The organism is Thermoproteus sp. CP80 (genome assembly GCF_002077075.2).
Taxonomy (GTDB): domain Archaea; phylum Thermoproteota; class Thermoprotei; order Thermoproteales; family Thermoproteaceae; genus Thermoproteus.
Map to the genome: position 1 here is coordinate 30,762 of NZ_LCWM02000003.1, position 14,491 is coordinate 45,252.

A 14,491-nucleotide genomic window follows, 5' to 3' on the forward strand; every position below is an offset into this window, starting at 1 on the left:
AAAGGTGGCATGGAGGTGGGGCCATGTCCGAGGAGTACGGCATCGGCGCTACGGCTGTCGGCATAAAGGCTAAGGACGGCGTCGTCCTCGCGGCGGAGAAGCGGATAACCTATGGGTTCTACTCTCTGAGCTCGTCCGGCAAGAAGGTGTATGTGGTCAACGACAGGCTGGCGCTGGCCTCCGCAGGCGTCATCGCCGACATGCAGACCATATCGAAGATATTGAGGGTCAACTCCAAGATGTACGAGCTGGAGTCCAGGAGGAAGCCCAGCGTAGCGGCTATGGCCAAGCTCCTCTCGGTGATCATGTTCAACAGGAGGATCATGCCGTTTATCGCCGAGGTGCTGGTGGGGGGCTACGACGAGGAGGGTCCCCACATCTTCGTCTTGGACCCGGTGGGCAGTCTGATCGAGGACGACTACGCCGCGTTGGGGACCGGGGCCAAGATGGCCATAAGCATCCTCGACGCGAACTACAGCAAGGATATCGACGTGCAGGGAGCCAGGAAGCTGGCCGTAAACGCCATAAGGGCGGCGCTCGAGAGGGACCCCGTCTCCGGCGGCGGGATAGATCTGGCCGTGGTTACCGCCAGCGGCGTCGCTGAGGAGGAGGTCAAGGTCTCCACCACGATGGTCTAACAACCGGCCTCGCCCCACTTGTCGAAGGAGGCCGCCGCGACGCTTCTCTTAAGCTCGTTGGCCTTGTTGTGGGCCAGCTGTATCGGCAGAGGCATGCCGCCGTCGGCGCACAGCGTCCTCACGGCTCTGACCGCGTCGTCCAAGGTCACCCTATTGCCTATGGATACGTACAGAGGCCTCCGGCACTTCACCACGGCGCCTATCACCTTCCCGTTGCGCGGATCCACCAGCCTATCGCCGACGATCTCTCCGAACAGCCTGGATTTGGCGACGCCTATGGTCGGCGCCCCGAGGACGACCCCCAGATGGGCCGCTATGCCCAGCCCGTACGGGTGGGCGACCCCCTGTCCGTCCACCATGATTAGGTCGTAGCGGACAGTCAGCCTCCTCAAGGCTCTAACCATCGGCATGAGCTCTCTGAAGGATAGAAGCGTCGGCACGTAGGGGAAGATGACCATATTGGCCGAACAGCTGTAGCCCACCGCCCTGCCCTCGCGGACCGAATAGGCGACGGCGGCCGAGATGCCCACATCTCCTCTATACGCGACGTCGAGCCCCACCACCACGTCGAAATCGCCCAGGGGCTCCTCGGCGACTTTCGCGGCCAGCCTGCTCTGTACCCTCCTCGCTAGATCTATTCTAAATCCTTCTGGAACTCTCACAGAAGGTCTCCAGTATTTTATTTATAATCTTCGTGGTGGAACATAGATCGCAATCGTAGGGATTGGCGCGCAGTATCTGGGCCTCTACGCCTCTGCGCCTGAGCTTCTCGGCGAGGGGTCTCTCGTCGAAGGGCTGGTTGGCCCCCAGCAGGACCACGTCCGGCTTCTCCTCCTCAACCACCCTCAGCATGTCGTCCTCGTAGCCTATCCTCGCCTTATGTACGTAATATATGCTCGATACGACTCTGGCCCTGTTCTCGGCCGGTATAGCTATACTACGGCCTTTTATCTTAGCCGCATTTACGTCCCGGGAAACTACGGCGACCACGCGGCCTAGGCGCCAGGCCTGCTCCATATAGCTTATATGGCCTGGGTGCAAAAGCTCGAAGGTCCCCGCTATGAGGACCTTCTTGTAGTTCTTCTCGATCTCGCTCGGCCTGCTCCACGCGAATTCGGCGTAGCCCAAGAGCCTCAAGGCGTCCAGCAGACCCTCGGCGTACGACGCGGCGGCTATCGACGTAATCACGTCGCCTCTGGAGAGGTAGTGTTTGGAGTCCCTCAGGTACGCCTCGGCCAGCTCGGCCACCTCTCTGGCTCTGCTGTCGGCGAGCTTCAAGGTCTCCAGAGCCCGCTCTAGGTTCTTCACGTAGATCTCGGCCCGCTCCACGAGGCGGAGGCTCTGACGTATTATAAGCCTTTAGTCATCTTTAAATATAGCGGGAGTAGCTCGCTCGATGGCGGAGGAACTCCAGGAGGCGGCTAGGTCCATAGTTGTCGGCTTGAGGCAGGCGGAGGAGCTGGCTAGACAGGGCAAGAGGGAGGAGGCCGAGAAGCTATACAGAGAGCTGAAGAAACAGGCGCTTGAGAAGAGGCTCTATAGGGGCTTCGCCGGACTTTTCAGAAGGGTCGAGAGGCTCATACGGGGCTAGCCTCGACGACGAAGAACTCGCGCCCGTTGCATACGGTTTTGCCCAACACCTTTTCCACCAGTATCTTCTCGCCGGGGCTCAGCGTGTCCTCGCCGGGGCAGTCCCTACACCCTCTGCACTCGCCCTCGTAGGTGACTACGACGCCTTCAAGCGCCTTTTTCCTGGGCAGTGGAAGCCTCAGGGGGACCTCCTCCACGACTACCGGCGTCATCTCGCCGCCTGTGATCTTACACCTCTGGCCTAACGACGGGCGTACCTCAGCCACCACATAGGTCCTGCCCGGCTTGAGCCTCCCCATACAGACTTGGTACAGCCTGCAGCTGGAGCACTCGTCGGGTATTCTGACAACCCTAAACCTATGGCCAACCTCGGCCTGTTCCCTAGACACCAGGGTCACTATGGCCCTCCCCACAGTTGCTGAGCGCGGAGTGGCGATAAAATATTTATGCCCAACAGCGCCGCGGGAGAGCGGCGGCATTGCAATAATTTTTATTCCGGTATATTTTTCGGTGTCCATTAGGTCTCTGGTGGAGGCCTACAACGCCCTGGATAGGCTCGACCTGAGGGTCCTCAGACTCCTCGAGGCGGCGCACGTCAGGCGTGAGTACATACCGTACGGATTGGTCGTGCGGTGGGCCGGAAGGGACGAGGGGGCCGTCGGCAGATCTCTCTCCAAGCTGAATAGGCTCGGGCTGATACAGAGGATCAAGGGCCCCTACGAGGGCTTCCGGCTGACGTTTAACGCATACGACGTGCTGGCCCTACACACCTTAAGGAAATCGGGGAAGCTTGTCAGCATATCCCCGACGCCCATAGGCGTAGGCAAGGAGTCGGTGGTCTATTCTGGGGAAATCCCCAGCGGCGTTAAGGCGGCCGTCAAGTTCCACAGGACCGGCACTTCCTCGTTTATCAGAGCCAGGAAGGCGCGCGCCTTCCTGGCCAGGAGAAGGCATTTGACTAAGCTCTACGAAGCCAGGCTTTCAGCCCATGCGGAGTTCGCGGCGCTGAGCGCCGTGTTCGACGGAGGCGGCCTCGTGCCCGAGCCCATAGCGGTCAACAGACACGTGGTGGTGATGAGATACATCGAGGGGGTAGATGCGCGCAGGATCAGGCCGGAGGACGCCCTGCCCACCGCTAGAGACGTCGTCGAGACCGTGGAGGTCGCGCTGGAGAACGGCATAATACACGGCGACCTATCGCCGTACAATATACTGGTGGGCGATAGGGCGTACGTCATAGATTGGCCCCAGTGGATCCCCGCGTCTAGCCCCAATTCTGTCGAGGCCCTGTCGAGGGATATAGCGCGCCTGGAGGAGCTCTTTTCTGGATTCAATATATCTATAGATAAAAATAGATTAATTAATATTATAGTAAACAACAAATATAAACAAATAGATTTTAGTAATGTATATGAGAGAGTGTTGAGATCATTTATAAAGACATGAGGATATTGGGCCTAGATATAAGCGGCAGGGATAAATTCGCCTATACCGTAGTGGAGGCCGGCTCGGCGCTGGAGCAAGGCACCGCGTCGGCGGCCGATCTGCTGAAGGTCATCAAGAAGTACAGGCCCGGGATCCTCGCCGTGGACAGCATCTCGGAGCTGATGGAGCACGGGAGGATCGTCGTCAAGGCGTTGGGCAGACTGCCCTTCAACGTGGAGGTCGTCGAGGTGACGCGTGGCGAGGACAACGTGAGCCTGCCCATGGAGGCGTTGGTGGAGAAACACTTCAAGGTCGTCCGGGGCCGGCTGGACCCTCTAGAGACGTCTTTCTTCGCGGCGTTGCTGGCCGAGAGGGGACTCGGGGCCAAGATCAAGCTGTACGAGGAGGAGACAGTAGTATTGATAAAGCGCGTCTCCTCCACAAGCCCCGGCGGGATGAGCCGCAATAGGTATATGCGGAACGTTAAACACAGGATAAGGGATCTGGCCGACCGCATATCTAGACGGCTCAACGAGGTCGGGCTCGACTACGACCTCTTCTTCAAGGAGGAGTCGGGCGACATAACCTCGGCGAAATTCGTGGTCTACGCCAGGAGGGATCTGGTCAGGAGGTACGTCAAGCCCCTTAAGAGCTCCGACGTGGTGATAAGGGTTTTCTCCGAGCCTGTGAAGTCCTACGGATCGGAGCAGGGAGGCCGGTATCTGATAGTGGGGGTCGATCCCGGGGTGGTTACCGGAATCGCCATAATGGACCTGGAGGGCAAGGTGCTACATACAGAGGCCAGGAGGAATCTGCCCAGAGGGGAGTCGCTCAGGAGGATCTACCAGTGGGGCGTGCCGGTCGTAATAGCCACAGACGTGTCGGACGTCCCTGAATACGTCAAGAAGCTGGCCGCCATGAGCGGCGCGGTTCTATACAAACCCGACAGGGATCTGTCGGTCGGCGAGAAGAGCTCGATCGTGGAGAAGATAGGATACCCCGTGGGGACCAGCCACGAGAGGGACGCCCTGGCGGCTGCCTACAAGGCCTTCGCCGAGTATAGGACCAAGTTCGAGAAACTCGAGAGGGATTTCGGAGCTGTGCTGACCAGGCGGCAGCTGGCCGAGGCCAAGGCGCTCGTGGCTAAGGGCAAGTCGATAGCGCAGGCCGCCGCCGAGGTCCTTAAGGGCGATAGAGAAGCGGGTTATACAAAAGTAATATATATACCTATAGAAAAATCCTGTAAAAATATAGATGAATATAATAAAATTATGATAAATGCTCTAGAATATGAAAAAAGACAACTTGAAAAAGAACTAGAGGAACTTAGATCCAGAGTCTCCTCGCTGTCCCGCGCCCTCAGCGACTCCCTGTGGAGGGACGCGAAATATAGGGAGCTGCAGAGACGCGTCGAGGACCTCTCCAGCTCGTTGAAGGCCTGCATGGAGGAGAAGGAGAAATTCGCGGAGGAGCTCATGGAAATCGTCTTGGGTCTACTGTCGGGCAGATACAGGCTGTATAGAGAGGACGAGGTGGCCGAATGCAGGAAGACCGGCGGCGCCCTGTGTAGCGACATCTCGACGGTCGAGGAGGCTGTGAGCAACGGCGTGTCCGGCGTGCCCGTAGGCCTTGTCACTAGATATAAATCTAAAGGTTACTACATAATTGACGAATCCAAGAGGCGAGAGATAGCCGAAGCGATAAGGAAGGCCTTAGCTGAGAAAAGGTTTGATCTCAAGAAACTGCTTGACGAATATAGAAGGCGTCTGCCGGGCTAGAACAGCCTGACCTTACCCTCAAGCACCAGTTGCGTTATCGCGGTCACGCGGCTCAGCTCCTCGGCCGCTATGGCCTCAGCCTCCCTCTTCAGCTCGCCTGTCAGCTCGCCGCCGTCTGTGATAATCTCGACGTTGAGTATTCTCGGCTCGGTTATGGGCTTCCCTATCTGGCTAACCACCTCGACTGAGACCTCCCTCACTCCCTTCACCTCGGCATAGATCCTGTCGGCTATCCTCTGGGCCAGCACGTTGTATATCTTGCCCACGTGGGATACCGGGTTTTTGCCGGCGGAGGCCTCCATCGACATGACCCTCATGGGAGTTATGAGGCCGTTGGCCCGGTTGCCCCTCCCGGTCATGCCGTCGTCGCCGTGCTCCGCGCTTGTGCCCGTCACGGTTAGATAGAATATGTTGTATTCGGGCTTGTCCGCCGTATTTACGTCCACAGATACGTTGTATCCAGGCGCTATTTTCGCCGCGAGGTCCTCAACGCGCCTCTTGACCTCCTCCTTGACCGATATATAGTGGTCTTTATCCTTGACCAGCTGGCTGATCATGGCGGCCGCTATGGTGAGCTTGATGTCTCGGCCGATCCTTACGCCCATGACCTTGACGTCTTCGCCGACCTCGGGCAGCCTCGACTTCAGCTCTACCGAGTTCAGAGTGCGCTCGACCCTATACACGAGGTTCTCCAGTGGGGATAGAGGGGCGTAGCCCACGCCGATAGATGTATCGTTGGCAAGAGGTATCGACTTGGCCCCTAGGTCGTAGACTCCGGTGAGGTCAGCTGAGCCCTGCCCGATCCTGTAGTCCACTATCACATGTCTGTCGGGGTCCAGATATCTGAAGTTCTCCCTAATCCACTTCCTGGCGGCTTCAAGCACCAGAGGCCCGATAGGTACCCGCTCGACCCCGTTGCCACGCCTCACCTCCACCGTGGCCCGCCCCGAGACGAGTATATATATCGGCTGGATCACGTCGCCGCCTCCAAACTCAGGCCTCGCCTGGCCTCCGACCACCAACGTCTTGTCCACGTTGTGGTGGAGAATCACGCCGTATTTCTGAAGGTAGTATCTAGATAGGTAGAGGCTGACGTATTCCGAGATGCCGTCGGCGATATAGTCAGGATGTCCCTGGCCCTTCCGCTCCACGATCTCGATGTCCTGCTCCTCTACGGGCGCCCTGTTGGCCCTCGTTACGGTGATCATGCCGCCGCCTCCTCGCTGGAGATATAAATTACCTGGCTCCCCCTTATGAGTATCCTGCCGTATTTCATCTTGGCGGCGCCGGCCTTGTCGAGCTCCTCGGCGTCGTCCAGGACCAAGTTCATACACGAGTCGTATATGCTCAAGACACCTCGAACGACCACATCGCCTTTAAGCCTGGCGACGACCACCTTATTCACCATTTTGGAGAGCACCTTCAGCGGCGAGGGCAGTTTCAATTGCTGGCCTTTGTTCGACATTGCCCAGCACCTCAAGCCCGTTAATAAAATTTTACGGAAGCCTCTCAGCGGGCCTCGAACTTGAGGACGTCGTCGATCCAATCCACGTGGGCCAACAGAGTCCTGCGGCAACAATACCTAGACACGCCCAGCTCGTCGAGCACTCTGCCGGGATCCTCGCCGGCCAGGACCCTTTGCCTAAAGGGCTCCCATAGATGCCCCAGAGGCCTCCCGCAGGTGAAGCAACGGACGGGGGCCATCATGGCGTTAGCGGTATGCCTTTTGTCTCTTGGAGCGCGCGTGCTTAAGGCCGGGCTTCTTGGGCTCGGCCCTCCTGGGATCGCCCTTCAGCATGTACGGGTCGTACCTAATGTATAGATCCCTCAGCTTCTGGTCCTCGAAGTATTTCGCAAGGCCTCTCGCGATCGCCATTCTGACCGCGACAGCCTGGCCCATATATCCGCCGCCATGTACGTCCACATCTATATCCACCTTGTTGGCCAGATCCCCTGCCAGCAACAACGGCTCGGCCATCTTCTGGCGCGCCATCTCGACGGGCCAGAGCTCCAAGGGGTATCCGTTCACCCTGACACGCCCCACGCCAGGCCTCACCACGGCTCTTGCCACGGCTGTTTTCTTCCTCCCAACGGCGAGCACCACGCGCGGGGATTCCTGCGCCACATAGGCGCCGGGAGCCCTGGTTGCGGCTTCTGCGGCCTCTGTCATAGCCCCTATCTAGTCGAGGGTTTTAACTTTTCCGACAGCATCTGCGCCTCCCTCCATCTGCCCCAGGCCTTGGGGTCTATGAGCCTCCAGAGCTCCTCCAGCGTCACGGCCTTATATAGAGGCCTGGGCTTTATCAAGGCCTCAGGGACGTAGTAGAGCTCCCCCTTTAGGTCGGGGGGCATGGCCATGAATACCCTAAGCCTCTTCAATGCGAGCCTCCCCTCTTTCTGTTTATAGGGCAACATGTCGCGGACGACCCTCTTGAATATGCGGTCTGGCCTCCTGGGTATCTTGGGGCCTGCCTTCTCCGGATTGTAGTGGGTCCTCCACAGAGATATCTTCCTAGCGTACCAATTCACCACCATCTTTCTGCTACCTACTATAAAGGCTCTATCTATATTGACAACTATGACGTTTATGTTTTTATTATCTCGGAGGATCTTGGCGATAGCAGAAGCCAACCTCCCCACCACATGGTTCGTCGCGTCGATCACGACGGTCCCCCTCTCTATCCGCTGAGGCAGAGGCTTGCTCATATCACTATCTTGACGTTGGTGCCCTTCGGGTTCTCCCTGACCAAAGCAGATATGGGCACTAGCCGTCCGCCGGATTCGAGCACGGCCTCGGCGGCCGTCCTGGAGGCGGCCAAGGCGGCCACGGTCACCTTCTTCTGTAGCCTGCCGCCGCCCAACAACTTCCCTGGCACCACAACCACATCGCCGTCGTTCACAAGCTTGTTCAACTTACCTACACCTACGGCCACTCTCCGTCTCCGCGGCGCAGATATCAAGTCGGCCACGTAGGCCCAGATAGGCGCCTCGTTGGACTTAGCTGCCTTTCTGAGGAATCGAGCCAACATCCTCAGCCGTACGTTAGTAGGGCCTGTGGGATTAGGCGGCACGCCGCCTCTTCTCTGGCCGTATTTAAACGTTATCGGCCTTGGCTTCCCCCGCCTCTGCGCTTGTCCGTCTGTAGATTTCTCTCTCCAGAGCTTCGATAAATGTATTCAGCTTAACCTTGAATATGCGGAAGGCTTCGCTCAACATCTTATCGACAGACATGTTGCCATAAGACTCGATATTCATTATGTATTTAAACCGATCCCAATCCACGGTCAATAGGCCGTTGCAGAGGTTCTCGCACGTCTTGAGCTTGCCAAAACTGCATCTATACGGGTCGAACTCGTTTAGGCTGTCTCCAAAGGCGTCGGGACATATGGATTTACATCGAGCGAGGCATTGGGGATCCTCGCCCTTAACCGTCAACTTGGGGAAGTAGTAATAGGAGGCCAGTCCGGCCTGCCACTTGGCGTGCTCCTTGGCGCGGCCGAGTCTGGCGTATGCCTCAAGCGAGATGGACTGGCCTTTAACAAGCTTAACTATGGGTATGTCGCTATATACCGGCTTCACGTCGGGGTGGTCCGACGCAAGATCGCCGGAGTATACGGTCCTGGCGTCGTCGGCGGTTATCTGCAGCGTCAACCTGACGGTGCATTCGGCGGGGTCCACCATGCCGGTTTCGCATTCCTCTATCTTTGGAAAGAGGTCAAGGGGGGTGGTGAGGGGGATCAGCCCGAGCCTGTGGGCCAACATCTCGTCGTACATAGAGGATGTGTTGTTGACTATAAGTACTTGATCTATAGCGAAAACTGGAACCTCAGATATAACAATTCGCCTTATGGAATTTATCAAAGAGGGTTTTACCCCCTCTACGTAGATTTTTAGGTGTAGGGAATCCCGTTCTAGGACCTTTGCAGACGGCATTAACGCGTGGGCTTCTGCTTTTTGCCGCGTAGCACGGCAAGAAGCGAAACTCCGTTGACCTTAGTGACCTTGAACCTTATCCCCGGGATATCGCCGAGGGATCTGCCCTCAGGCCCGCCGATACGTTCTATTATGACCTCGTCGTGCTCGTTGATGAGGTTAAGCCCGCCGTCGTAGGGCACAAACGCGGTCACGACCTTGCCGTTTTTCACCAGCTGAACCCTGACGCATTTCCTCACGGCTGCGTTGGGCTTACGCGCCTCGACGCCGACTTTCTCGAGCACGATGCCTCTCGCCATCGGGGCGCCCTCCAGCGGGTCGAACCGCTCGGCCAGCCTTAGAACCCTCCTCTTATAGGTTATGTCGTTCCACTTGAACCTCTGCTTCTTCTCTTTCAGCTTCCTCGCCGCGAATAAACCGACAGGGGACTTCTTGCCGGGCACAGGGCCTTACTTCTGGCAGTATATAAAGTTTGATGCGGAGCCCGTTAAGTTAACACGACCCTATCCACGTCGTAATACCTCTTAGCCAGTAGCTTGGCCTTGGCTATATTCCTCCCGTTTTTGCCTATGGCGATGCTCTTGTCCTCCGGCACAACTGTGGTTATGGCCACCAAGTTGCCGGAAGGCGATTTGGTCACCTTAACCGCTATAACCCTGGCTGGGTATAGGCTGTTCTTTATGAGCTCTTCGGGGGTCTCCGCGTATTCGACAACCTCGATGTCCCTCCCTATGATCTGTCTCAACATCCTCACGTTGTTGCCGCCTTTGCCCACCGCCAGCGCCGCCTGGTTCTTGCTGACGACGAAAATTATCCTGTTGTAGTCGCCGTCGACCACCACATCTAGGGGCGTCACTCCGGTCATCGACTCGAAGAGAGTGGCGTACCTGATCTCCTCGTCGGTTAGCCTTATATCAGGCATGTCCAGCCAACTTCAGTATCTCGCTTTGGCCTGGATCTATAATCGCTATGGCCGATATCTTGAAGGGCTTTCGGGCGGCGGCGCCCAGCTCCAGGCTGGAGCCTGGGAAGACGAAGATAGGAGTGCCCGCGATCTTCGAGTAATACTCGAGATCTCCCCTAACTCTCGGCGGGGCGTTGGCCGCTAGAACCACCATCTTGGCGCGTCCGCCGAGCACGGCGTCCTTGACGCTTTTGTAGCCGATGGACACCTTGCCGGTCGCGATCGCCACCTGGAGCTCCCTAGCCAGATCTATCGACGAGCTCACGGCCCTTGGAATTAAGGCACATATATAAGTTTTAGGCTAGAGGCGCATCAGCAGCTTGACCATGCCCGTGCCGATGGGGATATGGCGCCCCGCAATTATGTTCTCGAAGACCCCTCTGAACGGCTCTACCTCGCCTTTCACCGACGCCTCGACCAACGTCTTCACGGTCACCTCGAAGGCGGCCTTGGCCAGCGGCGACTCCTTTGAGCCCACGACTCCATGTCTGCCGATAGGCCTCACCTTGCCCAGCCAGGTCATGGCGTCGGCTACAGTATACATGTGTCTGCTGTCCACGTCGAGGCCCTGCTCCGCGAGGACTCTCTTGATCTCGAGCGCTATCAAAGTCCTGGCTACCTCGATCCCCAACACCTCCGCGACTTCGTGCAGATCGTTGCTGTAGGTCCTCGTGTGGTCGACCTCCTCCAGCTGCAGTACCCCCTCCAGATTGTTGCCCTCGGTTATGATGTACCACTCCCCGGTGTTTCTGTCTTGATCGACCAGGACCTTCCTGACGCCCTTTATGCCGCCTATCCTCGTCTGGAGCACCTTGTCGCGTAGCTTCCTCAGCTTCAACATGTCGGGGGTTTCGAGCCTAATGGTTATAGTATATCTCTCTATCTCTATAGATACGCCTTTACCGCGCATTCTAGAAAGTATCCTCTCTACATCTTTAATATTTATTCCTCGATACTTCATCTGTTCCGGATCTAGTTCTATAGTGATGCCGTACGTTATATAGTCTACATCGACAAATTTAGCTAGGTTCTCTATGGTGGTCAGCTGTATCTTCTTAGCGACCTCTGTTGCTGATTCCTTAGATTTATTGTGGGGATGTTTCAAATAGACATACATAAGAGGCGTCGAAGGCTTCCTTCTGGCGTCGACTATCTCTATCATTCTGGGCAGGCCGCGCGCCATGGAGAACTCCCTCAGGCCGGCGAAGTGGAAAGACCTCAGGATCATCTGCGTCGATGGTTCGCCTATGGACTGGGCGGTTATTATGCCTATGGCCTCGCCGGCATCTATAAGAGATAGGGCGTAGAGCCTCAACGTCCTGTAGATCAGCCGTAGCGCCGTCTCTTCGTCGAGCCCCTCGACGGCCTTCTTGAGGTCCTCGTAGAGAGTTCTGGGGATTGCCGACGATAGGTCTTCGAGCAGCTTCGCGACCGACATCACCTTATGTAGAGCCTCATTATATTTACGTTTGCAGACTTGCCGTGGTCGGATTTGGATACGTCGGTGCCGTCGTCGCCGTATAGGGGCTGTAGGAGAAGTCCGGAGCCGTAGCGCACAGTGCCGTCGTAGGCCACATAGGCGTCCTGTAGCGCGTTGATTATTCTGCGCTGCATATATCCGCTTTGGGCCGTGCGCACGGCGGTGTCTATCAAGCCGTCTCTACCGCCCGCTGCGTGGAAGAAGTACTCCACCGGCGTAAGGCCCTTGATGAAGGAAGACGACACGAAGCCGCCCGAGAACGGCCCTATATCTCCCACGGGGAAATGCGGCAGGGTCCTCGTCCTGTATCCCCTCTTGATCCTCTCGCCCCTTATGGTCTGCTGGCCCAGAGTGGCCACCATCTGGACTATGTTGGTCAAGCTCCCGCGCGCCCCCGTCTTGGCCATGAGGTAGGCCTCCGAGCTCCTGTTGATGTATCTGTCCACGACGCCCTCGGCGTCGCTGCGCACCTTAGAGAGTATCTCGGCCAGCCTGTTCTCGAGGGTTTCCTGCACGGTGTAGCCGGGCATGGCCTCCAGCTTGCCCTCCCTGTAGAGCTCTATGAGCTCCATCGCCTTGTCTATGCCGCTCCTTATGATCTTATCCACCTCGGCCATGGCCTCGTCGGGTATATGGAGCGAGTCGAGGCCTATGGAGAAGCCCTTGAGGTCCAGGTACCTCAGGAACGCCCGCAGAGAGGAGTCCAGCCACCTTCTGGCTATATCGGCCGGGTAGTCCCTAGCTATGCGGTGCCAGAGCGAGTCCACCTGCTCGGCGCCTATGGACTTTTTGTCCAGAGTGCCCGTCACCATGTTGCCGTTTATTATTATTATCCACTCGTCCGTCTCGCATCCATAGGGCTCCTTGCAGGTGGACTTGAACGCAGTCGGCTGAACCCAGTTGAGGTCTTTGGGCAACGCCATGCTTATGATCTGCTTCCCCGTCCACAGCTCGACGGGGTGCATTATGGCCGGCTCCGGCAGATCTCCCTCCAGCTTCATGGCGCCGGCCAGATAGGCCGCCTCCTTCTTCGTGAGGAGGGTAGTCTTGCGCGATAGGAGGTAGGCGCCTATAATATAGTCCTGCCTGGCGCCTATTATGGCGCCGCCGTAGCGCGGAGTCACTATGTGTTCTTGGACCAGCATCAAGGTCCGCGCCTCGGCCCTCGCCTCCTCCGTCTGCGGTATGTGGAGGTTCATCTCGTCTCCGTCGAAATCGGCGTTGTAGGGCGGACATACGGCGAGGTGGATTCTGAAGGTCCTGCCCGGCAGGACCCTCACTATATGGCCCATCATGGACACCCTATGTAGCGACGGCTGTCTGTTGAAGAGGGCTATGTCCCCGTCCCTTATGTGGCGCTCGACCATCCAGCCGGGGGCCAGCTTCTCGGCGAGCTGCTTTCTGTCCTTGACGTAGCGCAGATCGACGCGTCTGCCCTCAGGCGTTATCACGTAGTTGGCGCCGGGCCAAGTCTCGGGCCCCCTCATCACGGCCTGTCTGAGGTAGTCGAGGTTCCACTCGGTGACCCTCTCGGGCACAGTCAACACCTTGGCTATGTCGACGGGGACCCCGACCTCGTTTATGCTCAGGTTGGGGTCCGGGCTTATCGCCGTGCGGGCCGAGAAGTTGACGCGTTTGCCGGAAAGGCTCCCCCTAAATCTCCCCTCCTTGCCCTTAAGCCGTTGCGCTATGCCCTTGAGGGGTCTGCCGCCTCTGTGTTTGGCCAGGGGTATGCCCGGCAGCTCGTTGTCGAAATAGGTCGCGGTATGGTACTGGAGAAGGTCCCAGAGGTTGTCTATCACGTTGGTAGGCGCGCCTGTCTCCAGCGCTATCTTCAGCTTCTCGTTCATCCTCATTATGTCGACCAGCTTGTGGGTCAGATCGTCCTCGCTCCTTATGCCGGTCTCGAGCTGTATGGAGGGCCTCACGTGGGGGGGCGGGACCGGCAACGTCCTGAGGATCGCCCACTCGGGGCGAGCCACCGTGGGGTCGACCCCCAGGAGCTCGAGGTCGCCGTTGGGCACCTTGACCAGCCTCTCCAAGATGGTCTCGGGGTCCAGCTTCACCAAGGCGCCCGCCTCGGTCTCCTCGTAGAAATTATAGGGCCTTTCGAACCTCACCTTGTTGCGTCTATAGCCGCAGTGAGGGCAGGTGGTCCTCTCGGCGGCCTTCCTGAGGATCTTCTCGTGGAGATTCGTGGCCAGCAGCTTCCACCTGCCCCTGAGCCTCTGAAGACGCTCGCTGTACCTCCTGATCTCCTCGTCCTTCAGCATTATCCTGCCGCAGTTGGGGCAGGTGGCCCTCAGGACGTCGTATATAAACCTGGCGAACTCCACGTGTATCACCGGCTTCACAAGCTCTATGTGGCCGAAGTGGCCGGGGCACACGTCGTAGGGCTGTCCGCAGGTCTCGCATCGGGCTCCCGGCTCCGCGACGCCGAGCCTCCTATCCATCAATCCGCCGCGGATGGGCAACCCGCCCTCGTCGTAAATCTCTGACGTAGTTATCTCGAGGACCGAATATCGCCTTATTAGGTCGGAGCTGAGGATTCCGAACTTTACATCTCTTATAGTCTTAGTGGGGATGTAATCCTGTTGCTGAACGGCCACGGCAACCGGTGAGACCCGCTATATAAGTTTTCATATATCGACGCGGCGGGCTCCCTAGGCCTCACTCCAAGATC

The 14,491-nt window shown here is 57.6% G+C and carries 19 protein-coding genes; 4 read left to right on the forward strand and 15 right to left on the reverse strand.

Annotation, left to right across the window (positions count from 1 at the left end; genetic code table 11):
* Positions 1 to 23: 23 nt before the first annotated feature.
* The gene (gene psmB, locus B7L68_RS01015; RefSeq protein WP_081245815.1) at positions 24 to 638 is read left to right on the forward strand and encodes an archaeal proteasome endopeptidase complex subunit beta; all 615 of its coding nucleotides are present in this window, start codon (positions 24 to 26) and stop codon (positions 636 to 638) included.
* Here the strand turns inward: psmB and B7L68_RS01020 are convergent.
* Together B7L68_RS01020 and B7L68_RS01025 are read right to left on the reverse strand one after the other, a co-directional pair.
* The gene (locus B7L68_RS01020) at positions 635 to 1,300 is read right to left on the reverse strand and encodes an endonuclease V (RefSeq protein WP_081245816.1); all 666 of its coding nucleotides are present in this window, start codon (positions 1,298 to 1,300) and stop codon (positions 635 to 637) included. The genes psmB and B7L68_RS01020 overlap by 4 nt on opposite strands.
* Positions 1,278 to 1,967: a DUF357 domain-containing protein gene (locus B7L68_RS01025; RefSeq protein ID WP_081245817.1), complete on the reverse strand. Its 690-nt coding sequence runs from the start codon at positions 1,965 to 1,967 to the stop codon at positions 1,278 to 1,280. Before B7L68_RS01025 ends, B7L68_RS01020 begins: the two co-directional genes overlap by 23 nt.
* A gap of 67 nt (positions 1,968 to 2,034) precedes the next feature.
* Between B7L68_RS01025 and B7L68_RS01030 the strand changes: the two genes are divergently transcribed.
* On the forward strand, positions 2,035 to 2,229 hold the full coding sequence (locus B7L68_RS01030; protein ID WP_081245819.1) for a hypothetical protein: 195 nt from the start codon (positions 2,035 to 2,037) through the stop codon (positions 2,227 to 2,229).
* Here the strand turns inward: B7L68_RS01030 and B7L68_RS01035 are convergent.
* Positions 2,216 to 2,641 carry a UPF0179 family protein gene (locus B7L68_RS01035; protein ID WP_101957994.1) on the reverse strand — a complete coding sequence of 142 codons (426 nt, stop codon included), beginning with the start codon at positions 2,639 to 2,641 and terminating at the stop codon, positions 2,216 to 2,218. The genes B7L68_RS01030 and B7L68_RS01035 overlap by 14 nt on opposite strands.
* 97 nt (positions 2,642 to 2,738) lie before the next feature.
* Between B7L68_RS01035 and B7L68_RS01040 the strand changes: the two genes are divergently transcribed.
* Positions 2,739 to 3,674: an RIO1 family regulatory kinase/ATPase gene (locus B7L68_RS01040; RefSeq protein WP_081245820.1), complete on the forward strand. Its 936-nt coding sequence runs from the start codon at positions 2,739 to 2,741 to the stop codon at positions 3,672 to 3,674.
* Complete coding sequence (locus tag B7L68_RS01045) at positions 3,671 to 5,431, forward strand: DUF460 domain-containing protein (RefSeq protein WP_081245821.1); 1,761 nt, start codon at positions 3,671 to 3,673, stop codon at positions 5,429 to 5,431. Before B7L68_RS01040 ends, B7L68_RS01045 begins: the two co-directional genes overlap by 4 nt.
* On the opposite strand, the gene B7L68_RS01050 is transcribed toward B7L68_RS01045, so the two are convergent.
* The 12 genes from B7L68_RS01050 to rpoA1 are packed head-to-tail and all read right to left on the reverse strand — an operon-like array spanning position 5,428 to position 14,417.
* Positions 5,428 to 6,639 carry a methionine adenosyltransferase gene (locus B7L68_RS01050; protein WP_081245822.1) on the reverse strand — a complete coding sequence of 404 codons (1,212 nt, stop codon included), beginning with the start codon at positions 6,637 to 6,639 and terminating at the stop codon, positions 5,428 to 5,430. The two genes, B7L68_RS01045 and B7L68_RS01050, sit on opposite strands and share 4 nt — an antisense overlap.
* A complete protein-coding gene (locus B7L68_RS01055) occupies positions 6,636 to 6,896 on the reverse strand; it encodes an LSM domain-containing protein (protein ID WP_081245824.1) in 261 nt (86 codons plus the stop codon). Before B7L68_RS01055 ends, B7L68_RS01050 begins: the two co-directional genes overlap by 4 nt.
* 44 nt (positions 6,897 to 6,940) lie before the next feature.
* Complete coding sequence (locus B7L68_RS01060) at positions 6,941 to 7,138, reverse strand: DNA-directed RNA polymerase subunit N (RefSeq protein WP_081245825.1); 198 nt, start codon at positions 7,136 to 7,138, stop codon at positions 6,941 to 6,943.
* 4 nt (positions 7,139 to 7,142) lie between these two features.
* A complete protein-coding gene (locus B7L68_RS01065) occupies positions 7,143 to 7,601 on the reverse strand; it encodes a 30S ribosomal protein S9 (RefSeq protein ID WP_081245826.1) in 459 nt (152 codons plus the stop codon).
* A 5-nt stretch (positions 7,602 to 7,606) separates the two neighbouring features.
* A complete protein-coding gene (locus tag B7L68_RS01070; RefSeq protein ID WP_081245828.1) occupies positions 7,607 to 8,137 on the reverse strand; it encodes a 50S ribosomal protein L13 in 531 nt (176 codons plus the stop codon).
* Complete coding sequence (locus B7L68_RS01075; RefSeq protein WP_238136266.1) at positions 8,134 to 8,535, reverse strand: 50S ribosomal protein L18e; 402 nt, start codon at positions 8,533 to 8,535, stop codon at positions 8,134 to 8,136. Before B7L68_RS01075 ends, B7L68_RS01070 begins: the two co-directional genes overlap by 4 nt.
* Positions 8,525 to 9,364 carry a DNA-directed RNA polymerase subunit D gene (locus B7L68_RS01080; protein WP_081245833.1) on the reverse strand — a complete coding sequence of 280 codons (840 nt, stop codon included), beginning with the start codon at positions 9,362 to 9,364 and terminating at the stop codon, positions 8,525 to 8,527. Before B7L68_RS01080 ends, B7L68_RS01075 begins: the two co-directional genes overlap by 11 nt.
* Positions 9,364 to 9,807, reverse strand: coding sequence for a 30S ribosomal protein S12 (locus tag B7L68_RS01085; protein WP_081245835.1), 444 nt, complete (start codon positions 9,805 to 9,807; stop codon positions 9,364 to 9,366). The genes B7L68_RS01080 and B7L68_RS01085 overlap by 1 nt, the downstream gene beginning before the upstream one ends.
* Before the next feature lie 44 nt (positions 9,808 to 9,851).
* Positions 9,852 to 10,286, reverse strand: coding sequence for a NusA-like transcription termination signal-binding factor (locus B7L68_RS01090; RefSeq protein WP_081245837.1), 435 nt, complete (start codon positions 10,284 to 10,286; stop codon positions 9,852 to 9,854).
* Positions 10,279 to 10,593, reverse strand: coding sequence for a 50S ribosomal protein L30e (locus B7L68_RS01095; RefSeq protein ID WP_081245839.1), 315 nt, complete (start codon positions 10,591 to 10,593; stop codon positions 10,279 to 10,281). The genes B7L68_RS01090 and B7L68_RS01095 overlap by 8 nt, the downstream gene beginning before the upstream one ends.
* A gap of 36 nt (positions 10,594 to 10,629) precedes the next feature.
* Entirely contained in the window at positions 10,630 to 11,769 is a 1,140-nt protein-coding gene (gene rpoA2, locus B7L68_RS01100; protein WP_081245840.1) for a DNA-directed RNA polymerase subunit A'', read from the reverse strand.
* A complete protein-coding gene (gene rpoA1 / locus B7L68_RS01105) occupies positions 11,766 to 14,417 on the reverse strand; it encodes a DNA-directed RNA polymerase subunit A' (protein ID WP_081245842.1) in 2,652 nt (883 codons plus the stop codon). The genes rpoA2 and rpoA1 overlap by 4 nt, the downstream gene beginning before the upstream one ends.
* Positions 14,418 to 14,491: the final 74 nt, after the last annotated feature.